Source organism: Tanticharoenia sakaeratensis NBRC 103193, from assembly GCF_000963885.1.
In the GTDB taxonomy this organism is placed as follows: Bacteria; Pseudomonadota; Alphaproteobacteria; order Acetobacterales; family Acetobacteraceae; genus Tanticharoenia; species Tanticharoenia sakaeratensis.
Map to the genome: position 1 here is coordinate 1 of NZ_BALE01000005.1, position 24,845 is coordinate 24,845.

Consider the following 24,845-nt stretch of genomic DNA (forward strand, 5'->3'; position numbering starts at 1 on the left):
TTGCGCCGCCCGGGCGCGCGGCGCGGCCGCCGCGGGCCGCGTCAGAACGAGGTCGAGATCGTGCCCGTCATGTTGAAGCGCGGCTCGACATAGAACTGCGATCCTGTGCCTGCCGCCGGGCCTGCCTGTCCATTGACGAGCGTCACGGCATACCGGTTGGTGGCGACGCCATAGATGCCGCTGCGCACCACGGATCCCGTGAGATTGCGGAAATTCAGCAGGATCGTCGGCGATTTTGCAAAGCCGAGCGGCTTGAAATGGTAGCCGAGCGAAATGCCGTCCGTGATGAAACCCGGCATCCGCTGGTCGCCGACAAGCGTGACGGATTGCGGGCCGACATATTTCAGCGTCGCATTACCGAAGAAATGGCCGTCATCGTAGCTGAGGCCGCCGCTCGTGATGACATGCGGCGAGGCGATCGCCTGCTTGCCCTTTGTCGGCAGGTAGGAATTCACGTAGGGCAGGTTGCTGTCGAATGTCGCATTCAGATATTCGAAGCCGACGAACGGGCTGATCGAATGCCACGGGTGGGTTGCCACCATCGCATCGAACCCGCGTGCGGTCTCGTTGCCCGCATTGATCGTGCCGGTCTGCGTGGTCGAGGTATAGGTCGTCAGCAGGCGGTCGGTGATGTTGATGTTGAAGAACGAGAGATCGGCGATCAGCAGCGGCCCGGAATAGCGATAACCGAGTTCTTCCTTGATGGAATACTGGGGCTTCGGCAGTTGCCCGGTGTTCGAAATGGTCAGGCCTGACGGGCTCGGCTGCCGGAAATCCCCTTCCGCGTTGACATAGACCTGGTTGCGATCGTCAAATCGGTAGCTTGCGGACAGATGGGGCAGCGGCGCCGTCGTGTTGGTGCCATAGACGAAATGCCCGCCGGTCGTCGTCACACGGTCCCAGTAATTCGTCATGACATATTTGAAGCCGGCCGTGATCGTCAGGTGATCATGGAAATAGCGTGCGGTGTCCTGAAGGAACAGTGCGTGAAGATTGTAGCCCGGATCGATATACGTCGTCGAACGCGTCAGCTTCCCTGCGCTGTTGCGGACGAAGGCCATGTAATCCGCGTCATTGGGGCTCGGGTTCGCGCCGTTCGGCTTGGTGAAGCTCGCCGGCAGTCCGAAGACCGTGATGTAATGCTCGAACCAGTAGCCGAACGTCAGATGGTTGTGCGGATCGAGATCGGCCTCAAGCTTGGCGGTGACGCCGGTCTTCTCGTCCTTGTACTGCTGATAGTACGACGTAAGCTGCTGCCCGGCAGGAGCCTGCATGCCGTCAGGATAATAATATTTCCCACCGGTCGTAAGGCCACCGTTCGAGCCGTCCCAACCGCGTCCGAGATTGTAGTAGGGGGTGATGTTGAGTGCGAGCTGCTTCGTCAGCACGAAATGCTGCGGCGCGGACAGGAACACCGCGTTCCAATGGTCGATATTGTTCTTCCAGTAATTGCCGGACGCGGAATTGGCGTTGCGATTGTAGCCGATGCCGGTGTGCTTGTAGCTGTAGAACTGGGAAGCGTTGGGCTTCACGTCGATCGGGAAATCTTCATAGTTCCACGAGATGAAGATGTTGTTGCTGGACCCGTTCGCCCAGTCCTTGCGCATGCCGAAATCGACGTGCTTGCGCGTGCTGATACCGGTGCCGAGCCACGACCGCGCATGCGAGTTCGAGAACGAGACATAGCTCCGCACACCGCTGTTCGCGATATTGCCGGTCTCTAGGCGCAGGAACTCGCGTGAAAGATTGTTGGTGCCATAAGCGAAATCGACAAGGCCGCCCGCCTTCTGGGCCGGGGTGCGCGTCGTTTCGTCCAGCACGCCGCCGGCCGCCGCCGTGACCGGTAGGTCGATCGCCGAAGATCCCGGCGTGACGGTCACCGTCTCCACGTTCTCGGAATCGGCATCCTCGTTGAGATAATTGGCGGATGTCGCAGGAGCGCCATTGAGCATCAGGCCCATATCGGCGTCCGTCAGGCCGTGCGACTGGATGTTGCCGCCCTGCATGCCCGACGTATCCGCTGTCGACACGTTCAGGCTCGGTGACATGCGGGCGATGTCAAGCACGGTCGCTGTCGGCGGCAGGGTGTCGATATACTGTTTGCCGAACGTCTGAACGGCGTGAGGCGCGTGCTCGACCCGCACGAGTCCACCGCCGCCGAAGCGGGCCTGACGCGAACTCGTGACCATGACCTTTTCTTCAGTCTTGGCCTGAACGTTTGCGGGACGACGCGGTGCGGCGGCGTGCGGGGCCGCCGTCGAGCCGGGTGCGGGCGCCGTCGGTGCGTGGGCCGCACTCCGGGCATGAGAACGGCTTTTGTGTGACGTGGGGGCCGCATGGGCACGTTCGAACGGTATGGCCAGCGAGAGGCTGAACAGGGAAGAAGAAACAATCAGCAGGGTTCTGCAGCCAACAATACCGTGCGGCATATGAGCTCCCGATTTATATGGTTCGAAGAAAAGCGAACATGAGGATCGCGTGCACAGATCCCGATGCAGGCTTCGATCAAAAATCACGGAAGCGAAATAAGATTCAAGAGCTGCCTGATAGGGCCAACACTATGTATTATTACGCAGCATGTCCAAGCCGCGACATGATCTGCGGTCCTTTGCCTCACAAGGCGAATCCGCTTTCATGGAGATGCAGGACCGTCGCGCCTCGTTTCGTCAGGAATGGTTGGCCGCAGGCGGAGAAGGAGGTGCGGGCGCGGCTGGCGCCGGAGGCGTCACGACGGTCGGCGGTGGCGGCTCGTTGACATGCGTGATGGCGAGACGCGAGGAAATCGGGCTGGGCTCCGCGCGCGTCGTGTCGGGCGGCAGAAGATCGGCATGCTCGTTGCTGAAAAACAGCATTCCCTGCGGGAAAGCCATCAGCACCTTGCGATGACGGAAGAACTTGAGGCCGAGCAGGCTGAACAGCGCGGGCTCGATATTGACGTCGAAATCGTGCCCGTGCCAGTTGCCGATCGTGACCGTGGCGAAGCGATGCCGGGCGCCGAGCATGACCGAACTGGACTTGGTCCGAACCGAATCGTCGTTCCCAAGTCCCGCCTTGTCGACGCCCGCGGCTTCCGCGTCGGCCCGTCGGATGATCGAGACATCCGATCCGGGTTCGAGCTCCATGCCGACGGGATGCCCGTTGAGAAAGACGGCCGCGAGATCGTCCTGTCCGTTGGCCGCCATCAGCAGCGGCGTCTGATACGCGTCCTTCATCCAGGCCGATAGCGGCGGACAGTCGGGCGCGCCGCTCGGGCGAAAAAACATGACGCGCTGACGCGGCATGTCGAGCAGGACATCGTAATTGCCCAGGACATCAAACCCGAGGATACCGACGGGAATTTCACCGGCGACACGATCGCGTCCGACCCATCCGAGCTTGATGGCATCCACATCCGACGCAAACCCTTGTGCGATCTGGATGTGATCGGCCTTGGTGAAATAGGTCGTGACGTGCTGCGAGACGGTTTCCATCTCGATGCTGTCCTGCATCGGCAGTTCGATCTCGCGGGAATCGAACACGCCCAGAATACCTTGCGCCGGGCTCAGATAGGCGGCCCCGTGCGCGTCGTTGATGCTCATCTCGATGGCGGGGCTGCCGTTACGCGTCAGCAGGTTGGCCGCCATGATGTGGGCGATACAGTGTTGATCAACACCCGCTTCTTCCGCCGTATCGAAGGCGTAGGGCGGCACGTTGTGATGCGGACCTTTCTCCGTGGCAAGCTGCGTGGTCGAACCATGACCGGACGCGACGATCGGTTTGATCCCCGGCGGAGAACACGCACTCAGGCACAGGCTAGCCAGAAGGCCGAACGTCAGAATCCGTCGCGGCCGTGACCCGCCGGCGATCGTTGGTATATTCTGGTCCGACACAGAGCGCGCTCCTGTTGCCCTGACAACAGTTTCCGCGACGTGATGCCGGACCACAATGAAATAGTTCGTCACGTGAGCCGATGGATATGGGTGCCTGTCGGCACACGATCGGCCAGATGAGGATGATGCGTGAAGAACAGGACCTGCGTGCGCTGCGCGAACTCGCCCAGGATCGCAAGCCCGGCACCTGCGCGAGCGTCGTCGAAATTGACGAACAGGTCATCGGCCAGGAAGGGCAGGTGCTGGCCACGGTCGAGTGACTGTTCCAGCGCCGACAGGCGCAGGGCCAGAAAAAGCTGATCGAGCGTTCCCTGACTGAGCGCGCCGACCGGCACCAGCGTCTCGTCCGGCCTCGCGGCGAACAGGAGCGGCTTGTCGGTGTCATGGGCGATATGAAGCGTCGCGTAGCGGCCAAGTGTCAGGCGCGAGAACAGCGCACCTGCGCGTGCCAGTAGCGGTGACTGGGCCTCTCGTCTGCGTCGTTCGACCGCATGGCGCAGGATCAGCCCTTGCGCGCGAACGAGCAGGTAAGCCTCCGCCTGCGCCACGATGTCAGCGCGCGCATCTTCCAGCCGGTCGCTCGCCATGACGCCGGGCATGTCCTGTTCCGCGCGGCGGCGCAGCACGGCCTGTGACTCGCGGGCCTGGCCCAACCGGCCGGCCGTGGCCGCAATCTGACCCTCGAGCGTCGTCGTCTCGTCTAGGACGGCCTGTTTGGCGGCGGCCACCGCCGCAGGATCGGACGTCTCGGCTTCCGCCAGAAGTGCGGTCGGATCCAGACCATCGCCGCCAGCCACGATGTCGCGCAACAGCATTTCCCGCTCGGCCTGCGCCCTGCGCCACGCATCGGCCCGTTCCACGGCCTCCGCCAGATCTTCAGGCTGCACACGGGCCAGCAGCGGCGCCGTTTCGGCCTGCGTTTCCTCGAGAAGGCGGCCCGCATCGCCGATTGCCTCGGTCAGGGTGCGAAGGCGCGCAGCAAGCTCATCCGTCCGTGCAGCCGTGGCGCGGGCGCGCTCCATGCGGGACAGCAAAGCATCCAGTGCTGTCTCCGGCTCCGGCAGCGGCACCGTCTCCACGGCGTTCCACGTGCCGCGCAGCCGATCCTCGAACGCAGCAATCGTTCTGGCCGCCAGAGCATGTGCCGAGATAGCCGCCGCGCGCTCGGCCGCCGCCGTGCAGGCCGCATCGATGCGCTCCAGCCAGACAGTTCGTGCATCCGACGCCGCCGGATCATCCCGCTCCGGCCCGGCCTCGCCGATCGCGAGCGTCTGGAGAAGAGCGTGCCATTCTTCCTGCGCATGGACGACGTCGGCCCGCGCCGCTTCGGCCTCGGTCTGTGTCTCCTCGGCATGGCGGGTCGCCGTGCGGGCTGCGGCTTCCGCGCGCAGGGCCGCATCGGAGCGTGCCTCCGCCCGTGAGACGAGCTCGTCCGTCGCCGCAAGCCATGCCGCGAGAGCGCCATCGCCCGGCGGACGAGCATGGAAAGGCATCAGCCAGGCGATGGCGCTGTCCCTGCGGCTCTCGATCTGACGCAAGACGGACGACAGATCGTCGATCTGGGCAATGGCCGCCAGCGCACTTTCGCGCTCGCCGCTCCAGATGGTCAGGTCCTCAGGGGACAAGGGCGGCAGTCCGGAATCCGCGAGCCGCGAGGCCCACGCGGTCTTGCGGGCCTGCAATGCGGCAACGCGGGTCTCGAGCGCTGTCCGGGCCTGACTGGCATGCAGCGCCGCCTGCTCGTGCGCCTGTTCTGCTGCCGTGAGGCGCGCGGCGGCGCTGGCAGTTTCGAACCGTCGGTCCGCAAGGGCGTCGGCTGCCATCATCGCCTCATGGAACGCATTGAGGCGTATGTCGTCCGGGATGTCCCGCCGTGCCAGATCCGCGGCAATCGCGGTCCAGAGTTCCATGCGGCGGGCGCGGCCGGCGTCCAGATCGGCCAGGCTGACGACGGCGGCGTCGCGCATGATCTGGGTGCAGGTCAACGCGTGCTGGGCTGCCGCTGCCTCGGCCTGTTCCAGCGTCCGCTTTGCGTCGCCGATCGTGTCCTGCAATGCCGACTGCGCCCGGTTTTCGGCAAGGATGGCTGTGTCGGGTGGCAGGACGGCGCGGCGCAGTGCATCCGCGGTCCACGTGCTGCGCGGTGCAAGGGTAAACAGCCGATCCTCGGCGATCCGGCGTGCGTCGGCCAGCTGCGTCTGGCAGGCCGTATATTCGCTGTCCGGGTCGCCGGCATTTCGCGCACGGCGAACAGCCGCGCGCAGTTCGTCCAGCGCCATGCCGGGGCCATCGACCCTGCGCGGCAGAGCGCTTTCGGACGCGCGGCGACGCGCGTTGTCCGCGGCGGCCCGGGCCGTGTCATAGCGCGTCCAGGCTGCGTGCAGCTTTTGCGCGCGACGGCGCAGCGCCTCACGCGCTGCAGGATCGGGAAGATGCAGGGCAAGCGTCTCGGGCGCTTCGTCCGCAGCCCTGGGATACAGCGCTGCGAGCAGGACGCGACACCTTGCGTCCGTCGTGCGCGTGGCCTGTTCGAGGTCCGGCTGTCGTGCGCGGAGTCCGCGAATTTCGCTCCGCGATCCCCGCAGGTCGTCGATGGCCTCGACATGGTCCAGAATGGCGGGATCGCGGGGAAGGGCCGCCTCCTGCTCGGCGAGCGCCGCGCGTTCGCGAAGAGCCGCATCGCGGGCTTGCCCGGCTTCCCGTGCACGGGCCTGCGTTGCGAGAAAGAGGGCCGTGTCGGAGGCCGACAGCGCAGGCAGTGTCTGGAAATCGAAGGTCGCTTCGAATGCGCGATAGGCGGCGATGGGTCCCGCCAGACGCTGCAACCGTTCCAGTCGTGCCCGCTCGGCGGCAAGCTGCGCGCTCCGGGCCTGCAATGCCGACAGCTCCGCTTCGAGCTGCCTGGTCAGTGTATCGGCTTCGATCCATGCGCGCGGGGTTACGATGTCGGTGCGCAATTGCGCCTGGGCCATCGTGAACGCTTCTTTCGCGCGCGAGAATGTTCGTGCGCCACCACGGCGGGGCGAATGAATGGCCGCTGCTTCCTGATCGATGGCATCACGGATCGTGCGCAGGGCCGTCACACCGCTGGCCGCGGCCAGAAGCTGCTGGCCAAGATCATCCTGCAGGGACAGCATCGCCGCGCCGCCTTCGCGAAGCCGCTGATGATCGAGGCTCCAGGCGCGCAGGAATGCGTCCTGATCCAGACCGCCCAGCCATGCATCGATCAGGGCCGGATCCACCGGCGTGTCATCAGGAGTGACGAGCGTCTGCTGGCGGCCACGGCGACGGATGGCGTCGATGCGCTGCTCGCCGTGAGTGAGCGTGGCACCTACACGAAGAAGGTTGGCATCGAAGCGCCAGTCGTGGCTTTTCCGGTGCGGGAAGCCGAACAGGAAGTCCGCGACGGCCGCCATCGTCGTTGACTTGCCAGCCTCGTTTTCGCCCACGATGATGTGCAGATCAGGCGCGCCCGCGCCGAAATCGAGCGTGCGGTCGGCAAAGCCGCCGTATCGGATCAGGTCGAGCTTTTGAAAACGCATCAGGCGGGATCGCCCAACCGGGCCCTGAGCGCATCGGCCGCGCGCGCGAGAATGGCGTTCCAGTCGCCCGCGCGGGCATGAACGAGCGGGCTCGATGTATCCATCGGATCGGCGGCCTGCGGCACGAGCTGCGTGAAGGCGCCCAAATCCTCTGCCAGAAGTTCCAGCAGGGCCGGGTCGGCAAGGGCCCCGTCCAGCACGTCGTCGAGGAGGTCCGCATCTGGCCCGTCTGTCTCCGCACGCGCCGGCGGCCGGGTCGCCACGGTGATCTTCTCGATCGCAACGGGACTGGACGTCATCGCGGCAATCTCGCGCGTGGCGTCACGCAAGGAGAGGAAATCCGCGCCGAGCCGGGCGTGCAGCGCGGTCTCGCCGTCGAGGGCCAGACGCGCCACGAGCAGCCGTCCGTCGGCCAGACGACACGCCGCATCCTCAAGCGTTGTGCGGATGGCCGCGTGCAAGGCGTCGTCTGTCTCGATGCCGGTGCAATCAACCTCGATGCGCGCCCAGCGGACGCAGTCGCAGGCGATGTGTTCGAGGGCAGGGCGGCCATCCGTCACACGGACGAGTGTCGCGCCCTTGGGGCCGGTCTCGCGGATGTGACGGCCCTGCAGCACACCCGGGAACACGATCGGAGGCGCCATCGAGACGACCTGACGCTCGTGCACATGGCCGAGCGCCCAGTAGTCATAGCCCTTGGCGATCAGGCGCTCCGGCGTTGTCGGAGCGTAGGGTTCGTGACCCTCGTATCCGGCAAGTGACGTGTGCAGCACGCCGATATTGAAATAGCCGGAGACGGGCTCGGGATAGCCCGGCGTCATGTCCTCGGCGATGTGGCGCTTCGCGAAGCCGCGACCGTGAAGTGCGACCCCGATGTCGTCGAGGCGGACCGTCTCGGCCCGGGCTTCGGCAAATCGGTGGACCATCGGCGGCAGCGTCAGGTCGCGCATCAGTATCGATGCCGCATCGTGATTGCCGCGCGCAAGAAAGACAGGGATGCCTGCTGCGGCCAGACGTCCCAGGGCAGACGCCATATGCAGGCCGGTCCCGGCATCCTGCCACTCGCCGTCATACAGATCGCCGGCCAGGATCACGAAATCAACGCCGCGCTCGATGGCTGTCGTGACAAGGGTATCGAGGGCGGAGCGCGTTGCCTGACGGATGGTATCGACCGGCAGGCCGGGATAGCGGCTCAGCCCGCGTAACGGGCTGTCGAGATGCAGATCGGCCGCATGGAGGAAGGAAAAGGACGTCATGACGCGGCGCAGGCTGCGTCCCACGGCTTCGGGCGTCAAGCCGCGCCTGAAGGGATGACGAACGCAAAACGGAACGATCCAGCCGCCTGCGCATTATCGCCATCATGAAACAAAATGACGACGACACCATCGCGCGGGCCCGCGGCGTTCGAATGGCGGGCCGGATTGCCCTCGTGATTGCGGTGGCCGGTCTTGCCGGATGCCAGAGTGCGAGCGTGCCGCCGAGCTCTCCTGCGGCGAGCGGTGCGCCGCATGCCCCCGCCGGTAATGCGGACGTCCCGCAGAACGCCAGCCCCGGAGGCAGCGGGGCCCCCGGAATGGGCGCGCCGGGAGCCGGCGCGCCCTGAGAGGTCAGAACCCGGTCGAGACCGTGCCGATGACCGAGAACGGCGCTGCGATCTGATAGGTGGGCGCCGCACCCTGGACGACGTTGCCGAAAATGCCGCGTGTGTTGCGGGCATTGGTCTGAACGCCGGTATTGAAGCCCAGATACTTGTTGTCGGTCAGGTTGTAGAAGTTGACCGACACGAACGGCGACTTCAGCATCCAGTAATCCTTGAAGCGGTAGCCCGCCGTCAGGTTCATGGTCGTGTATTCCGGGATCGACTGGTCGTCCATGAACGTGGAGTACTGCTTGCCGACATGGCGCAGGTTCCAGTCGATGAATACGCTGCCGTCGTCATAGTCCAGGTTGGCCGAGATCATGTATTTCGGCGTCTGGGGCGCGAATTTTCCGGCTGTCGGCAGATAGTCGACAGTGGCGTTCGCGCCGCCCGGCAGGTTGTTGCTCAGGTGGGAGCTCAGATACTCGGCCGAGATGTAGGGGCGGATATGATAGAGGATCGGACGCGTGCCGAGTTCGACGTCCACGCCGTCCGTGACCGACCCGCCGCCATTGAGGTTGCTGGTATAATAGTTGCCGCTGCTGTCGACAATCGTCTGCGTGAACAGGCGGTTGGTGAAGTTGTAATGGAAATAGGTGACCGAGCCCATGAGGGTCGAGCCCGTGTAACGATAACCGGCTTCGACCGAAATCGAGATCTCGGCCTTCTGGTTTGCATTGCCGTGCGTCGAGTAGCCGCTTCCAGAATAGTAACTGCCGGCATCATACAGTGAATAGTTCGTCGGGATGCGCATATTGGTCGCGCCCGAGGCGAAGATCTGGTTTCTGGAATCGATCTGGTAACGGATCGCAGCCGTCGGCAGCGGGATGTTCCAGGTGTGATTGATGTAAGGGCCCGTTGATGTGTCGGGCAGGAAATTATGCCCGTAGCGCGCCGCGTTGACGAATTTCAGGCCGCCATCGATCGTCAGCTTGTTGTTGAACAGCGAAATGCTGTCAGCAATGAACGGAACGCGGATGTAGGTCTGGGTCAGGGCATCGCGATACTGCGCCGTCTGCCCGTTGCTCAGCACGACCTGCGGACCGCCGCCCCACTGGTCGAGCGGTGAACCGTCGGACGAAATGCCGCTGTAGGGGCCGGTCTGAATCTGCTTCGAATATTCGAACCAGAAGCCGAGTTCGAGACGGTTGATTCCGGTCGTCAGGACGAATTTCGAAATATCGCCCGGACGGTAGGTCGTCGTGTTGGACGGGTTGTAGATGAGCTGGCTCTTGCTGCTCGTCTGTCCATTCAGCGTGGCAGGCAGGGTGTGGGCACCATACTGGAACTTTGTGAGTGTCTCGGCATAGGCGCCGCCGCCATTACCGTTGCCGTACCAGAAATACGGCGTCGTCGTGAAGACGAGATGGTCGGTCAGGGTGAAGGTCGACGGTGCACTCGAATAGATGTTGACGAACGGATTGGTATGAAGGCGGTAGTAATTCGAATTCGCTGCGGTGTTTCCGGTATAAACAGTATTATAGATCGTGTTCGTCGTGCTGCCATTGAGGGCGCCGACCTGCGTCTTGTTGCCGAATGCCTGGCTGGTAATGACCTTCCCGGTCACGCCGTAGCCATATTTCTCCCATGACTGGAGATTTGTGCTCGGGGTGAGTTGGCTATCCAGCTGATTCCCGATGATCGCGAGCGATATGCGATTGCCCTGGCCCCATTCGTTGACGATCTTCGTCTCGCCATGAAGCTTTTTCAGCTGGCCCGCCCCGCGATACGGATCTTCGTTTGCATCCGAGAACGACGCGTAGGCGCGAACGTTGGATTTGCCGATATAGCCCGAGTCCAGCCGCAGGAAGCCGCGCACCGTGTTGCGGTTGCCGTAGCTGAAGTCCACAAGGCCGCCGGGCTTCGTCTTCGGGTCGATCATGTACATGTCGACGACGCCGCCGGTCGCCGAGATATGCGGGCTGTCGAGATCGGCAGAACCCTGCGCCACGTTGATGCGCGTCAGGTTCTCGGAATCCGCGATTTCCTGTTGGTATATCGCGTAACTTCCGATGTCGTTGAGCGGGAAGCCTTCGAGCGTATAGCCGATCTGGGTCTGCTGCAGGCCGCGCATGCTCATGTTGCCGCCCGAAAGACCCAGCGCATCGGAGCTTGAGGAGTTCACGCCCGGCAGGAGCGCGATCAGGTTCATCGGGTTGGTGCCCGGCGCCTGCTTGGCAATGAAGTCGCGCGTCACGGTCGAGACCGACTTCGGCGCGTCCTGCTTGACCATCAGGCCACCGCCGACGGCAGTACGCGTCACGCCGTCATACGTGGTCCGACGTCCGGTGACGTGGATCTGCTCTTCCCTGACGTCGGTCGGCGCCGTCGCACCCAGCATCGACGGCGCCTGTGCGCGTTGCGTATCGGCATGGGACGCACTGCGATGTGCGGCGGGATGCGACGCAGGCGTCGCCGTGTTCGTTATAGTCTGTGCGTGGGCTGCACCTGCAAACAGGCTCAGGCCTGTGGATGCAAGAAGGGCTGCACTCAGGCGACGGGGTACGAAGGTCGTCATAGGCGCGGCAAGCTCCGTTGAGCGGCTGACGGCCGGCATCGCATGCACACTCAGAGGTAAACCCGGGGCGCGATACCGTTCCGATTTGGGGACAAGTGCCCTCTGCCGCAATCTGACCGTTTGTGCAAATTTTACAAACGATATCGGAACAGCTCAAAAACGCAGAAAACCGCCATGAACCGGCGGGGTCGGGACCCGTGCGCGGTTGCCGGCGGCTTTATGAAAGTTTTATGTCCCGGCGTGCGGGAGTGTCAGAATTTTTCGAGACGGGCGCGCAGATCTTCATCAGCGCCATACAGGCGCTCGATGCGTCGGCGCTGTGCCGTCGTGATGGTCTGGGCACTGCGTGCCGTGGTGTTCAGATGCGGGATCGCATGGTCCCGAAGGGCTTCGATACGCTGTGGTAACGCTGCAACATCACGCAGCGAAAACAGCATATCGACCGCAAGGCGGCCATCGCTGTCGCATACGAACCACGATTGGGGCCGGAAGACGTAGTCCATCCGATAGGGGGAGCTGACCTGCTCGAGGTGGTCGAGCGCATCGTCGACCGTCTGGAACCCGGCGTAGCGGCGGGCGAAGGTCGGGTCCAGGCGGACGTTGCGTCCGCCACCGTTGCGGACGAAATCGAAGGCCGAACAGAAGCGCTCCACCGGCTCGCGCCAGATCGCGAATGACGGCATGTCCAGCCGGCGATCGGCATGCCGATAATACCGGATCGTCTCATGGCGCATGCTGCGGCCATACAGGATGGACGAGATGGACGTGCCGGCATTCTTCGGCACGTGGATGAACAGCACGCCCCGCTTGCGGATGTCCGCAAGGCGCGTCCGTCGCTTCGGGCCGAGGGGGAATTTCAGGCGAAGGTCGCTTGCGCGCTCATAGACGTCGCCGTGAAGTGTCACGCCGAACGCCGCGCGCAGCAACGCCGGCGGGTTCGGAAAGGCGCGACGGGACGGGCTGCCATCCTCCGCACGATCGAGCGAACCGAACGGCGTCACAAGCGATCTGGTCAAAACGATTTTCCCTCCCCGGCGGACGCGCCGTCGGGCGCCAAAGTGCGAACGCGGCAGGGGAGGGGTCAAACCCTTGCGGGTAAGGAATCGTGCGCTTTGTAACAGCGAGGCACACACGGTTTGTAATACGGCAGGGTCGGTCGCAGTCACGCGCACCATTGACAGATATCGTTCGGGCCGTGACATGACCCCCGACGGTTCCTTTCGGGCTTCGGCCCGCGAGGAGGCAAGAGGGAACACGGTTCGGAGGCGACTGCCTTTCACGCCGTGGCTGCCCCCGCAACTGTAGGCGGTCCGTCCGCGCATCGGCAGGGGTCCGGGCCCTGCGCCACTGAAGCCGTTTGCCGGCATCGGGAAGGTCGTGTGCGGGCATCCATGGAGCGCGAGCCAGGAGACCTGCCGTCGGTTCAGTCGTCATGGAGAACGCGTCGGGCGGGGTGTCCTGGCGCGTGGATGCAGCATGCGTCCCGCAAGCCTGTGCCGACATCGATTTTGGAAAGTCGCACCCGTCATGCGCGCGAGCCGCGTCCGCCTCGTCCTCCTCGTTTCTACAATCTGTGCCGGCCTGCCGCGTGCCCATGCGGCAACGTCGCCGGCGCAAGGTCCATCCGCCAGGCCGGCCGACACGAAATCATCCCCAGCCGTCGCAGGCAGGCTGCCGGCCCAGACTGTTGCCCCGCACACCACCGCTCCCCGGACCGTCGCTCCGCAGAGCCTGCCCGAGACCGTGACGGTCACGGCCCAGCGCCTGCCCGCGCGCATCGACGAGGTCGGCGACAGCGTGACCGTCGTGACCGCCGACGACATCGCGCGGCTGCAGAAGCGCGACCTGCCGACGCTTCTCGCGCAGCAGCCAGGCCTGAACCTCGTGCGGACCGGCGGCCCGGGCGGCACCAGCTCGATCTTCATGCGCGGCACGAATGCGAATGAGGTCAAGGTCCGGCTCGACGGCATGGAAATCAACGACCCGTCCAACCCGACGGCGGCTTTCGATCCCGGGCAGTTCCTGACCGAGGGACTGGCCCGCGTCGAAGTCCTGCGCGGCCCGCAGAGCGGGCTATACGGCGCGGACGCGATGGGCGGCGTCATCGACCTGACGACGAAGCAGGGCGAAGGGCCGCTGCATGGCTGGGCAACGGCTGAAGGCGGCAGCTTCTCGACGGCGAACCAGAGCGGCGGCATCGCCGGGAGCGCAGGACGTTTCCACTATCTCGTGGACCTGTCGCACATGCATGTCGGGTCGTTGCAGACGACGCCGCAGGGCCTTATTCCGCCCGGCACCAAGGTCGCGCGCAACCGCGACGACAATCGTACGGCATCCGTCCGTCTCGGGTACGACGTGACGCGCGACATCGATCTCGGGCTTGCCGCGCATCTGACGCAGGCGGCCTACGATTATGAAAGCGACAATTACGACGTCTATCCGCCGGTCCCGACGGCCCAGCGCAACGTGTCGGACCTGAACCAGGCCATCGTCCGCGGCACGGCCCACTGGCGCATGTTCGATGGTCTGTTCGACCAGACGGCGGGCCTCGGATACGTCGTCTATCGCAGGCGCGATTTCACGGCCGGGGAGAGCGAGGCGCCGGGTGCCGACAATCCGTCCTTCAATCGCGGCGATCGCCTGAAGGCGGACTGGCACGGCGTCCTGCGTCTCGGGGACTACGGCACGGCACTCGTCGGCGCCGAGCATATCCGCGAGCGGATCGTGGACAGCCCGGTCACGGCACATACCGATACAAATGCGGGCTTCGGCCAGCTCGCGCTGCACTGGCGCGACATCCTGTTCGGATCGGGCAATATCCGCTTCGACAGCAATTCCCGCTACGGGCAGTACGTGACGTGGCGCGTGGCGCCGGCGATCCGGATTCCGCAGACCGGCACGACGTTCAAGGCCAGTGCGGGCACCGGCTTTCACGGGCCGTCCCTCAACCAGCTTTTCGTCAGCTACCCGGCGTATTACTTCCTCGCCAATCCGAACCTGAAGGCCGAACGCCTGATCGGATATGACGCGGGCATCGCGCAGTCGCTGCTGCATGATCGCCTGCAGCTCAGCGCGACGTGGTACGACAACCGGGTGCACAACCTGATCCAGACCGTGCTGTCGGGTTATGACTACACCTATGGCAACGTCGCCCACGCACGGACCTACGGCGTGGAAGTGGCAGCGGACTACAAGCTGGCCGACACCCTGCGCGCCGACATCAGCTACACTTGGACGGTCGCGAAGAACGAGGACACAGGGCAGCAGCTGACGCGCCGTCCGCGCGACAAGGTGTCGGCCAGCGCCACCTGGACGACGCCGTGGCGGCCGCTGTCGATCACGCCCGACCTGCTCTATGTCAGCGGCTGGCATGACGTCGACCGCTATGCCGGCACGAACGCGATCGCCCACGACTACGTGGTGTTCGACCTCGCGGGGCAGTACCGCATCGACCGGCACTGGACCGCGTTCGTGCGCGGCGAGAACCTCGGCGACCGGCGTTACCAGAACCCGGTCGGCTATCTGCAACCCGGGCGTGCCGTCTATGGCGGGATCAGCGCGAAGTTCTGAGCGCGACCGCCTGTCATGGCAACCGCATCCCCGGGACGTACAGCAGTGCCGGAATGCGGATTGCGGTGCGCAGAACAGCCCTCGGAAACTCCGATCCGACTGTCGGCCCATGCCTTGTGGCTTTCGGGTCGGGGGCATGAGCGCTACCGTTGCGGTGCGCGGCGTACAGCGCACGACAGGGAGAGACTCCACATGAAAGCCTTGGCCATCGCGGCAGCAGCGTTTCTTGCGTGCGGAAATGCGGCGCACGGCCAGACGGCGCGGCAGGTCATGGCGGATATCCGCGCTCACGGCGCATCGGCCGAGATTGCGAATTTCGACCGGCACGGATGGCTCGACGATCTGCTCGATCCGGTGGCGAGCGGCAATGCGGACTGGATCGCCGTCTCCGCCGCGTTGTTTCCGGGGACCGATGCCGGCACGACCGAGGCGCTGCTGACCGCGTTGTCCCAGGCGTTGGCCCGCAATCCCCAGACCGTCCTACAGACCTATGGCGCAACATCACGCCTGCCGGATATCTGCACGGACCGGCTGATCGAACCGCCCCCGGACGTGGATCTGGCATTCCGCGGCGCAGTCCTCAAGGCATTGTCGGACATACGCGATCCTGCGCTCGCACCCGCCCGGGATCGATGCCTGGCCTCTTTCAACCGGTGATCCGGACAACGCGTTCTCTTGTCGCGGCGCTGTGCGGCCTGCTGGTTGTCTCCGGCGCGGATGCGCGGCCACATCGCGTGGTCTCGCTTAATCTCTGCACCGACGAACTCGTCCTGATGCTGGCGGATCGCAGCGACATCGCCGGCCTGAGTCCGCTTGCCGCCGACTGTACGCTGTCGGTCCTGTGCCTGTCAGCGCAGGGACTGCCGGTCGTTCCCGCCAACGGCGAGCGCCTGCTGGGTGCGCGGCCCGACCTCGTGGTGTCGGGCACATTTGGTGCCGACCGCGCGCGCGCCGTCGCCGGGACGGCCGGCATCGCGACACTTGCAGTGGCACCGGCTACGACCCTGGACGATGTGCCGCGACAGATAACGACGGTGGCCCACGCCCTGGGGCAGGATGCACGCGGCGCTTCGCTGATCGCAGCCTTCCGGTCGCGTTTGCGGGCACTTGCGATGCCGGTGACGAACGAGGCGCCACGGGCCGTGATGCTGGATGCGAACGCCTATAGCGCAGGGCCCGGGACGCTTGCGGATTCCGTCATGCAGATCTCGGGTTTTCGCGATGCGGGGTCGGGTGCGCGCCTGTCGCTGGAACGGCTGGTCGCCGAGCCCCCGGACCTGCTGATACGCGATGCCTCTCCCGCCGCGCCGTCGCTTGCGGAGGCCATCGCGGACCATCCGGCCTTGCGTGCGCGGTTCGGCAGGGACCGGATGGCGATCGTTCCCGGCAATCTCCTGCTGTGCGCGCTGCCGCAGAGTCTCGATGCCGTGGCGCTGCTCGAACAGGCCCGCAAGGCGTTGCCGCGAGGCCATTCGTGATGGACGCGCTGATGTGCACATCGCAGACGAGCGTGCCCACGCGTGGAATGGTACGGGCTGCGCGCGGGCGACAGGGCGGCGAATGAGGACGCGCGGCATTCTGTCCGGGCCGACACCGTGGCTCGTATTGGCGGTTGTCCTGTGCGGCGGTGCAGCGCTCGCCCATGGCGACGTGTCGCTGCATGTCGGACAGGCCGTCGCCGATCTCTGGGCGGGACGACGCAGCGCGGGTGCGATCATTCTGGGCGAGCTGCGGCTGCCGCGGCTTCTGCTCGCGGTTTTCGTCGGCGGGACGCTCGGTGTCTCGGGTGCTGTCCTGCAGGCCTATTTCCGCAATCCGCTGGCCGATTCGGGTGTTCTGGGCATTTCCGGCGGCGGCGCGTTGGGGGCGGTGCTGGTGTATTACACGGGGCTTTCCGCCCGCGTGCCGCTCGCCATGCCGGGGGCAGGGCTGCTGGGCGCGCTGGGTGCGACCGCATCGCTGCTGGCCCTGAGCGGCGTGCGGGCAGGACCGGGGTTGCTGGTTCTCGCCGGTGCCGCGCTGAGCAGCCTGTTCGCCAGTCTTCTGGCGCTCACACTCAATCTCGTGCCGAGTCCTTATGCTGCCTATGAGGTGATGCACTGGCTGATGGGATCGCTGACGGATCGGACGTTGCATGATGTGGCGATCGCAGCCCCTGGAATTGCTCTGGGGCTTGCGCTTCTGTTCGCGAGTGGCCCGGCACTTGACGCGCTGACGCTGGGTGATGAGGTCGCGACCAGCATGGGCGCGGTCCGGTCCGGTCCGTTCGGAACCCAGACGCGTATCGTGCTTGGCGTGGCGCTGAGCGTCGGCAGTGCCGTCGCCGTGACGGGGACGATCGGTTTCGTGGGGCTCATGGTGCCGCATCTGTTACGGGCACAGACCGGCAACGTGCCGTCGCGCCTGCTCGTCCCGTCATTTTTCGGCGGAGCCCTTCTGCTTCTGATCGCCGACTGGCTCACGCGTCTGATCGGCGGAGCCACGGTGCAGATCGGGGTCGTGACGGCGCTTGTGGGAGCACCGGTTTTCCTGTGGCAGGTCCTGCGTCTGCGTCGCTCGGCCCTATGACGATGCTGCGGGGGATCGATATCGGCGTCCGGTCCGGCACACGTGCACTGCTGGAGCAGGTTACGCTCGATGTTGCCCCGGGCATGCTGCTGGGCCTGATCGGGCCGAACGGCGCGGGCAAGACGACCCTTCTGAGGGTGCTTGCGGGTCTGCTGGCGCCATCAGCGGGACAGGTCCTGCTTGACGCGCGGCCGCTTTCGTCCCTGCCGGGTGACGCGCGCGGTCGTGCCATCGCCTACCTGCCGCAGTCGCCGGAACTGGCGCCTGGCATGGCGGTTGCCGACATCGTGGCGCTCGGACGCCTGCCCCATCGCAGCCGGGGCACGCATCGCGAGGATGCCCGCGCGATCGAACGGGCGATGGCGCGCACCGGCGTCGAACCGTTCGCCCATCGCATGGCGGGCCTCCTTTCGGGCGGCGAGCGCGCGCGCGTGGCGCTGGCCCGGGCGCTGGCGGTGGAAGCGCCGATCCTGCTGGCCGACGAGCCTGCCGCGGCACTCGATCCGGCGCAGGCGCTCGGCGTCATGGCGTTGCTGCGCGACCTCGCGGATGCAGGCATGGCGGTCGTGATCGTAATGCACGATCTTGCACTGGCGCCGCGCTTCTGCACGCATCTGTCCCTGTTGCACGACGGCAGACTGGTCGCATCAGGGGCGCCTTCCGCCGTGCTGACCGATGCCGCGCTGCACGATGTCTATGGGATTACAGCGCGGCGTGTGGGGGAGAGTGTGGTGCCATGGTCGCGCGTGTCCTAGGCTGGCAGGCATGATGCGCAGCGCCATCCTTCTGCTCTGCTGCCTGGCAGCGTTTCGGGTTCAGGCCGCCGACGGCGTTCCGCCACGGGCGGCGGCCCTGATTGCGTCGCTTCATCTTCAGCCCATTCCGGATGAAGGCGGCTGGTTCACGCTGGACTGGCACGCTTCCGAGACCCTAAAAGGGGACGCACTGCCTGCGCGGTATGAGGGCGTTGCACACCCTTTGGCGACAGTCATTACCGTTCTGGAAACACGAGCCGGCTTCTCGGCTTTTCATCGCCTGAAAACCGATGAAATCTGGCATTATTCCGACGGCGACCCGATCCGCCTGCATCTGCTGAAGCCGGATGGTAGGGCACGTGAAATGCTGCTCGACCGGGCGCATCCGGTTGTCGTCGTGCCGGCCGGTGACTGGCAGGCGTCTGCGCCTGAAGGCACGCTCGGCTGGTCTCTGGGCGGCACGACCATGTCGCCCGGTTTTACGCCGGGCGATTTCCTGCTCGGCCATCGGGCGGCCTTGATCCGCGCGTATCCGAAACAGACCGGCATCATCAAGGCGCTGACGCGGGAGACGGCACGTTGAGACTTCGCCACATGGTTCTGCTTTCCATGCTCCTCAATGGAGCCGCCCACGCACAGGTCAGGCATCTTGCCGCCGATCCGGGCAAGGCGATCTGGCCCGGCATCGTGGTGCAGGAAGGACCATCCGGCGGACGGCTGAGCATCGCGCGCTTCACGGTTGCACCCGGCAGAAGCGATCCGCCGAGCCATATGCGTCATGCCGAGGAATGGTTCCTGATCGAGAGCGGCCACGGCACGGTCTGGCTGGATGGCCAGGCATCGTCCGTCGGTCCCGGCGATGTGGTGCGTGTGGCAGCACCTGTCGTGCGCCGGATCGCGGCGGCGCCCGATGGGGCGATGGTATTCGAGGCCATCACGAACCCCGCATTCTCGCTGGACGATTATGTGCCGGACGGTCAGACGCCGCGCGACTGATCCGAATCGATCATCGTCGCCTGAACCCGCGCGCCTTCTTCCGTCAGGCGGAACTCCGGCGGATCGCCGTCACGTTGTTCGACAAGGTCCGGATGACGGCGGACGAGTTCGGCCACATCCATATGACCCGCCTCAGGCACGCTCCAGTCGGTCCCGATGACCGAAAGCAGCATGTGGTCCTCTTCGGAGAAGGTCTCGTCGGGTTTTGCGGTCATGGCCTGTGTTTCCGTCAAACAATGCTCATGCCGACGCGCAGGCCGCGCATCGGTTGCGTGCAGCCCAGTTCACGTCCGCGCGTCCGCGTCTGGATCGGAAACTTCGGAGCAGAGATCGAGATCACGACGCATGCTGATGCAAGACCGCATCCGCGATCTCCTGTCGCAGGCGGCCCCGGTTTTGGGCACTCAGCATTGGCATCGTCTAACCCCGGTAGGCAGAAAGATCGCGCCCGTGAACAGGGTCATGAGGCCCGCGAAACCTCGTGTGTCCAGAACTGGCGCGTGCGCTTTTTCCGTGTAGATGGCGAAGACCACGCGGGACAGGAAGAGAAAGATGGCCGTCCCCGGAACGATCCTGATATTCATGAACGGAGAACGCGCATCGACCTGTGAGGACGATCCGAGCCAGGTCGTATGACGTATACGGCAAAAAACATCGAGCAGATAAACGGCATGCGACTATCGCGTCGCCAGCACAGGACTGTTCGGCGCCAGAGACGCGATGACCGCGCGAGCAGTATCCACGGATATTATGGTGCCTCCTGTCATGGTCCACTTGTTCACGTTCATCGCTCGCCGATCCAACAGTGATCTGCGCGCGTATCTGAACAGTGCATGCCGATGACGTCGGGTCTTCAGATTGCGAGCGGGTCCAGCAGATGCGCGTCATTCTGCGCTGGATCACGCACTCGTCCCGAGATCGGCCAGCAGCGCAGCACATCCGGCAAAGCCGGGTGCATCAAGGTCCGGGCTTCACGCGGCGGTGCGTTCAGCCACGCCTCCCAGGCTTCCGCAGGCAGCAGGACGGGAAATCTTGCAGTCCCAGGCAGCAGACCGTCCGGCGCATCGGTGGTCACGACCGCGAAACCACGAAGCGTGTCGCCATCCAGCCCCCACAGATCCCATAGTCCCGCGAATGCAAGCGGCTGCCCGTCACGCCGTGCGCAGGCATAGGGCCTGTCCGCGATCCGGCCATAGAAGGCACTTGCAGGGATCAGGCAGCGGCGACTGCGAAAGGCCGCGCGGAACATCCCGCTTTCGGCCAGCGTTTCGCACCGGGCATGGCTCGAACGGCGATCCATGGTCGTGGTCCAGGAGGGAACCAGCCCCCAGAACATCAGGTCGAGCGCACGGCCGGTGCCCCGGTCGGGCCGCCGGATCACGGGGGCCGGCTGTCCGGGCGCCACGTTCCATGACGGAAGCCAGATAGGGCCGGGACCGCTCACACCATATGCGCTCCGCAGCGCATCCGTCGTCATGGAAAGGGCGTAGCGGGCGGGCATGCCTGTGTTTTCGACTGACTGTGGTGCCGGAACGTGTCCTACACGTCGTGGAACGTGTCGAGGTCCGCAAAGCGCGTGAACTCGCCCTCGAAGTAGAGCTGCACCGTGCCGGTCGGGCCGTGTCGCTGTTTTTCGAGGATCAGCTCGGCCTTGTTGTGCACGAGGTCCATCTTGCGCTGCCATTCCTCCATGGCGACCGCATGGGCATCCGCGCTGTCATAGGCGCTGTCCTTCGGCATGCGCTGCTGCAGATAGTATTCGTCGCGATAGACGAACATGACCGCATCCGCGTCCTGCTCGATCGAGCCGGATTCGCGCAGGTCCGATAGCATCGGGCGCTTGTCCTCGCGGCTTTCGACCTGACGCGACAGCTGGGACAGGGCGAGCACCGGAACCTCGAGTTCCTTGGCGATGGCCTTCAGCCCCTGGGTAATCATCGAGATTTCGAGGACGCGGCTGTCCGGACGGGTGCCGACGGCAGGCCGCATGAGCTGGAGATAGTCGACCACGATAAGGCTGAGGCCCTTGGTGCGCTTCAGCCGGCGGCATCGCGTCCGCATCGCCGACAGCGAGATCGCGGGCGTATCGTCGATATGCATCGGCAGGCGCTGCAGTTCGCGAGCGACGCGCACGAAGCGGTCGAACTCCCGCTGCTCGATCTCGCCACGCCGGATGCGTTCGCCGGAGACGCGCGCCTGTTCCGACAGGATACGCGTCGCCAGCTGTTCGGCCGACATTTCGAGCGAGAAGATCGCAACCGAGCCGGTCGGCTCGCCTCCGTTTTCCTCGGCCTCGCGCATGAGCGCCTGGGCACCGGAAAACGCGATCTTGGTGGCCAGCGCCGTCTTGCCCATGGCGGGACGTCCGGCAAGGATCAGGAGATCCGACGGGTGGAGGCCGCCGGTGCGCTTGTCGAAGTCGCGCAGGCCCGTCGTCAGGCCGACGACGTCGCCCGTGCGCTGAAATGCCTTTTCCGCGACGTCGATGGCGCCTGTCAGCGCCATGCCGAACGTCACGAAGCCGCTTTCCTGGCCCTTCTCGGTTGCGAGATTGAACAGGGCCTGCTCGGATGCTTCGATCTGCTGGGCGCCGTCGAGGTCCGGCGTCGCACCGAAGGCATTGTTGACGACGCTTTCGCCGATATCGACCAGCTGGCGTCGAATCCAGGCGTCGTGAATGACCCGTCCGTAATCGCCGGCATTGATGATGCCGACCATCGCGACGATCAGCTTCGCGAGATAGGCAGGCCCGCCCACCGGCTCGAGCACGCCGGTATGTTCGAACTCGGCGCGCAGGGTTACGGGATCGGCGACCTGTTGCCGCTCGATCCGTCGCGCGATCGCTTCATAGATCCGCCCATGCACCGGATCGGCAAAATGCTCCGGCATCAGGAAGTCGGAGATCCGGTCGTAGGCCTTGTTGTTGGTCAGAAGCGCGCCGAGAAGCGCCTGCTCGGCCGGGATATTCGTCGGCGGCGCACGGCGCAGTGCGCCTGCGAACACCTCCGATGCGGCTGGTGTTCTGTCATCGGTCGGCGGGGGGTAGGTCGTGGCACTCACAGCGCGGCTTCTAACATGCAGGCCGCCGCGGTGGCCACAATCACATCAGAAGACCGGGCACATCAGGAAACCGGCCACATCAGGGAACCGGCATCCGTGACCGAAGCGCGCCCAGCGTGTCCTCGATGGACCCTGCCTCCATCAGATCCTCGAGTTCGCGGGCGATCTCCTCCCGGTCCATGCCGGCGCGTTCGAGGCACAGCGTCGAGAGATGAATGAGCTTCGTCATCTTGTGTTCGTTGAGCAGGGAGACATGCAGGCGAAGCTGATCCCGCTCGCGGTCGCGTCGGCTCTGCTCGGTCGCCTTGATCAGCAGGCAGGTCGTCGAAATGACGCCGGTCGTCGCCAGGGTGACGCCCAGAAGCGAAAAGGGGGCGGGATCAAAGGCTCCGTTACGCCCAGCCAGGGTATTGTAACCCAGCCATACAAGGATGATGGCGACCTCGGCTGCGAGAAATCTGACCGTCGCGACCCGGTCGATCGCATGGACCACCATCCGGCTGCGGCGGTTCTGCTCGCTGTTGAAACGTCGCTCGAGGGCCGCGATCGACTCGATCGTGTGAAGTGCGCTCGGGCCGATGTGGCTCCCGTTGTCGGCATTCATCAGAGTGTCGTGGTCATCCCGTCATGCGTCTCCGCGGGAACGGCAGATGTCATGGCTGTTTCCGTGTCCGGAGCATGTTCTGCCGCATCCGACGGAGCCCAGGGGCCCGCTTCTGCCTGAATGTTGATTCCGGTGATCGTGTCGGAAGCCGCCTTCTGACGATCGACCCGTGTGTTGCGTGCCCAAAGTGCCCAGCGCGTGGTGTTGGGCGGTGTCGTCCTTCGTCCCATGATCATGATCAGCATCTCCGTGCCGAGGCGCGGACGCCGACACCGGCGCCGCGCGGGTTTCGTGATCCGTCACACTCTCTGCGCAACCTCCGGGCGCGAAGAAAGTTCCATGCCAACGATGGCCTTCAACACATTGACAGACCTTGATGAACACGAAGGGGGGATGCAATGACTTTCGACGAATTTACGGAGAGCCTGTCGCGCAACGCGCCGCCTGTTGCAGATCCGGCACTCGCTGCCTTGTGGTGGGCCGGGCGGAACGACTGGGATCAGGCGCACGAGATCGTGCAGGCCCACGAAGGGGAACCATCCTGCGATCTCGTCCACGCATGGCTGCACCGGCGCGAGGGAGATCCGGGCAACGCCAGATACTGGTATCGGCGAGCGGGTGTCGCGATGTCGGCGTCTTCGGTTGCCGACGAGTGGGGCGAGATCGTAAACCGTCTCCTGCTTCGCTGAAGATTCAGATTCATTAAAAATTTGCTCGGTAATTTCTCGTCAATCGACCGTGACAGGCGCTGTGAGAGCCTGTTACATTTCGGTGGATACGGGCAGGCCATGTGCGTCTGACTATTTATGCGACATGGCATCGCGCGGTTTTACCGTGGCGGCATGCTGCCATGGCGACGGCGACCGGAAAGGCCAGGATCGATGTCGGATGTGCTGAATGCTTCCATGGACGAGATCCAGGCAGACTATCCTTCGGTTCCAGCCGGCGAACTGACCTTCGACACACTCGAATCGGACGTTCCGCCGCATCTTCGCGTGGCTGCCGCCATCCGGAACGTGGAGCCCGCCCAGGCATCGCCCGAATACGAGGATGCGGCATTCGCCCGTGATCCGCAGGCAATCGGATATTATCGCGAACACGGGTGCACGACAGTCGATCACGCCTATACGCTGGCCAATATTCTTCATACCAATCGATGCGTCGCCGAAGCCGCGGCCTTTTACCGTGTGGCATTCGATCTGCATTCGAAGAGCCCGACGCATTACCCGCTCGCGCAGTCCCTGTTGCAGACGTGTCTGCTGAAGGCCGGGGCCGTTCCCGATCAGGAAGAGGTCGATGCTCTCCGGCGCCTGAATGCGGCGCATGCGGCCTATATCGACGGCATCACGCGGGCCTGGCGCGGCGGCGATCCATCCGGCGCGCTCGACATCATGGGCACCTGCTACGAGGAATTCCATACCGGGGAAGAAGCGGACGCCCTGTATCTGGAAACCGCCTTGCGCTCGGGTGAGCCGTTCTTCACGGCGGCGCAAGGCCGGACCGCGTCCGCGCCTGCCATCCCGCGCCGCCTCTATATGTAATGGGATCACAACCCGCCGCCGGAGGTGGAGGCCAACTTCGCCTATCATCAGAATTGCGCCGGTTTCGAGCTGAAGGTCTTCAACCGCGAGGAAGCGGCGAACTGGCTCTATGATGCCTATGGCATCGAAGCGCGCACGATCTCCTGAATGCCCGGCACCCGGCGGAGGCCGCCGATATCCTGC

At 64.7% G+C, this 24,845-nt stretch carries 22 protein-coding genes and 1 riboswitch; of the genes, 11 read left to right on the plus strand and 11 right to left on the minus strand.

From position 1 onward, the window contains the following. Nucleotides 1-41 precede the first annotated feature (41 nt). The 4 genes from B8446_RS02035 to B8446_RS02050 all read right to left on the minus strand — a co-directional run bounded on the left by B8446_RS02035 (nucleotide 42) and on the right by B8446_RS02050 (nucleotide 8,706). A complete protein-coding gene (locus B8446_RS02035; protein ID WP_048846716.1) occupies nucleotides 42-2,429 on the minus strand; it encodes a TonB-dependent receptor in 2,388 nt (795 codons plus the stop codon). Between the two features lie 237 nt (nucleotides 2,430-2,666). Then, nucleotides 2,667-3,869 carry a retropepsin-like aspartic protease gene (locus tag B8446_RS02040; RefSeq protein WP_048846719.1) on the minus strand — a complete coding sequence of 401 codons (1,203 nt, stop codon included), beginning with the start codon at nucleotides 3,867-3,869 and terminating at the stop codon, nucleotides 2,667-2,669. A 68-nt stretch (nucleotides 3,870-3,937) separates the two neighbouring features. Further along, a complete protein-coding gene (locus B8446_RS02045) occupies nucleotides 3,938-7,411 on the minus strand; it encodes a YhaN family protein (RefSeq protein WP_048846720.1) in 3,474 nt (1,157 codons plus the stop codon). After that, entirely contained in the window at nucleotides 7,411-8,706 is a 1,296-nt protein-coding gene (locus B8446_RS02050; protein WP_241767590.1) for a metallophosphoesterase family protein, read from the minus strand. The genes B8446_RS02045 and B8446_RS02050 overlap by 1 nt, the downstream gene beginning before the upstream one ends. Nucleotides 8,707-8,771: 65 nt before the next feature. On the opposite strand from B8446_RS02050, the gene B8446_RS02055 reads away from it, so the two are divergent. Beyond that, nucleotides 8,772-9,014: a hypothetical protein gene (locus tag B8446_RS02055; RefSeq protein WP_048846722.1), complete on the plus strand. Its 243-nt coding sequence runs from the start codon at nucleotides 8,772-8,774 to the stop codon at nucleotides 9,012-9,014. Between the two features lie 4 nt (nucleotides 9,015-9,018). Here the strand turns inward: B8446_RS02055 and B8446_RS02060 are convergent, their stop codons facing one another. Together B8446_RS02060 and B8446_RS02065 are read right to left on the minus strand one after the other, a co-directional pair. Beyond that, nucleotides 9,019-11,568 (minus strand): TonB-dependent receptor, encoded by a 2,550-nt coding sequence (locus tag B8446_RS02060; protein WP_048846799.1) that lies wholly within the window; start codon nucleotides 11,566-11,568, stop codon nucleotides 9,019-9,021. Between the two features lie 251 nt (nucleotides 11,569-11,819). After that, nucleotides 11,820-12,584: a sulfotransferase family 2 domain-containing protein gene (locus B8446_RS02065; RefSeq protein ID WP_148505803.1), complete on the minus strand. Its 765-nt coding sequence runs from the start codon at nucleotides 12,582-12,584 to the stop codon at nucleotides 11,820-11,822. A gap of 178 nt (nucleotides 12,585-12,762) precedes the next feature. Then, nucleotides 12,763-13,002, plus strand: a riboswitch (cobalamin riboswitch). Nucleotides 13,003-13,095: 93 nt separating this feature from the next. On the opposite strand from B8446_RS02065, the gene B8446_RS02070 reads away from it, so the two are divergent. From B8446_RS02070 to B8446_RS02095, 7 genes are all read left to right on the plus strand, one after another. After that, nucleotides 13,096-15,138: a TonB-dependent receptor plug domain-containing protein gene (locus tag B8446_RS02070; RefSeq protein WP_084711993.1), complete on the plus strand. Its 2,043-nt coding sequence runs from the start codon at nucleotides 13,096-13,098 to the stop codon at nucleotides 15,136-15,138. A gap of 192 nt (nucleotides 15,139-15,330) precedes the next feature. Further along, entirely contained in the window at nucleotides 15,331-15,795 is a 465-nt protein-coding gene (locus B8446_RS16195) for a hypothetical protein (RefSeq protein ID WP_048846724.1), read from the plus strand. Continuing rightward, nucleotides 15,792-16,616 (plus strand): ABC transporter substrate-binding protein, encoded by an 825-nt coding sequence (locus B8446_RS02075; RefSeq protein ID WP_158507508.1) that lies wholly within the window; start codon nucleotides 15,792-15,794, stop codon nucleotides 16,614-16,616. The genes B8446_RS16195 and B8446_RS02075 overlap by 4 nt, the downstream gene beginning before the upstream one ends. 82 nt (nucleotides 16,617-16,698) lie before the next feature. Next, entirely contained in the window at nucleotides 16,699-17,706 is a 1,008-nt protein-coding gene (locus tag B8446_RS02080) for a FecCD family ABC transporter permease (protein WP_048846728.1), read from the plus strand. After that, nucleotides 17,703-18,461 (plus strand): ABC transporter ATP-binding protein, encoded by a 759-nt coding sequence (locus B8446_RS02085; protein WP_048846731.1) that lies wholly within the window; start codon nucleotides 17,703-17,705, stop codon nucleotides 18,459-18,461. The genes B8446_RS02080 and B8446_RS02085 overlap by 4 nt, the downstream gene beginning before the upstream one ends. Nucleotides 18,462-18,471: 10 nt before the next feature. Then, nucleotides 18,472-19,044: a cupin domain-containing protein gene (locus tag B8446_RS02090; RefSeq protein ID WP_158507509.1), complete on the plus strand. Its 573-nt coding sequence runs from the start codon at nucleotides 18,472-18,474 to the stop codon at nucleotides 19,042-19,044. Between the two features lie 11 nt (nucleotides 19,045-19,055). After that, on the plus strand, nucleotides 19,056-19,457 hold the full coding sequence (locus B8446_RS02095) for a cupin domain-containing protein (protein ID WP_048846735.1): 402 nt from the start codon (nucleotides 19,056-19,058) through the stop codon (nucleotides 19,455-19,457). Here the strand turns inward: B8446_RS02095 and B8446_RS02100 are convergent. The 5 genes from B8446_RS02100 to B8446_RS02125 form a co-directional block, all read right to left on the minus strand. Next, entirely contained in the window at nucleotides 19,439-19,672 is a 234-nt protein-coding gene (locus tag B8446_RS02100) for a hypothetical protein (RefSeq protein ID WP_048846737.1), read from the minus strand. The genes B8446_RS02095 and B8446_RS02100 overlap by 19 nt on opposite strands. 638 nt (nucleotides 19,673-20,310) lie before the next feature. Next, entirely contained in the window at nucleotides 20,311-20,958 is a 648-nt protein-coding gene (locus B8446_RS02110; RefSeq protein WP_048846742.1) for an SOS response-associated peptidase, read from the minus strand. Nucleotides 20,959-20,996: 38 nt separating this feature from the next. Further along, complete coding sequence (locus B8446_RS02115) at nucleotides 20,997-22,460, minus strand: replicative DNA helicase (RefSeq protein WP_048846745.1); 1,464 nt, start codon at nucleotides 22,458-22,460, stop codon at nucleotides 20,997-20,999. A gap of 136 nt (nucleotides 22,461-22,596) precedes the next feature. Continuing rightward, nucleotides 22,597-23,121, minus strand: a complete 525-nt coding sequence (locus B8446_RS02120; protein WP_048846747.1) for a DUF1003 domain-containing protein — start codon at nucleotides 23,119-23,121, stop codon at nucleotides 22,597-22,599. After that, the gene (locus B8446_RS02125) at nucleotides 23,121-23,357 is read right to left on the minus strand and encodes a hypothetical protein (protein WP_048846749.1); all 237 of its coding nucleotides are present in this window, start codon (nucleotides 23,355-23,357) and stop codon (nucleotides 23,121-23,123) included. Before B8446_RS02125 ends, B8446_RS02120 begins: the two co-directional genes overlap by 1 nt. Nucleotides 23,358-23,519: 162 nt before the next feature. On the opposite strand from B8446_RS02125, the gene B8446_RS02130 reads away from it, so the two are divergent. From B8446_RS02130 to B8446_RS16680, 3 genes are all read left to right on the plus strand, one after another. Beyond that, complete coding sequence (locus tag B8446_RS02130; RefSeq protein ID WP_048846751.1) at nucleotides 23,520-23,810, plus strand: hypothetical protein; 291 nt, start codon at nucleotides 23,520-23,522, stop codon at nucleotides 23,808-23,810. Nucleotides 23,811-24,002: 192 nt separating this feature from the next. After that, the gene (locus B8446_RS15950; RefSeq protein WP_148505805.1) at nucleotides 24,003-24,662 is read left to right on the plus strand and encodes a hypothetical protein; all 660 of its coding nucleotides are present in this window, start codon (nucleotides 24,003-24,005) and stop codon (nucleotides 24,660-24,662) included. A 24-nt stretch (nucleotides 24,663-24,686) separates the two neighbouring features. Continuing rightward, the gene (locus tag B8446_RS16680; protein ID WP_264921731.1) at nucleotides 24,687-24,809 is read left to right on the plus strand and encodes a hypothetical protein; all 123 of its coding nucleotides are present in this window, start codon (nucleotides 24,687-24,689) and stop codon (nucleotides 24,807-24,809) included. The last annotated feature ends 36 nt before the right edge of the window (nucleotides 24,810-24,845 follow it).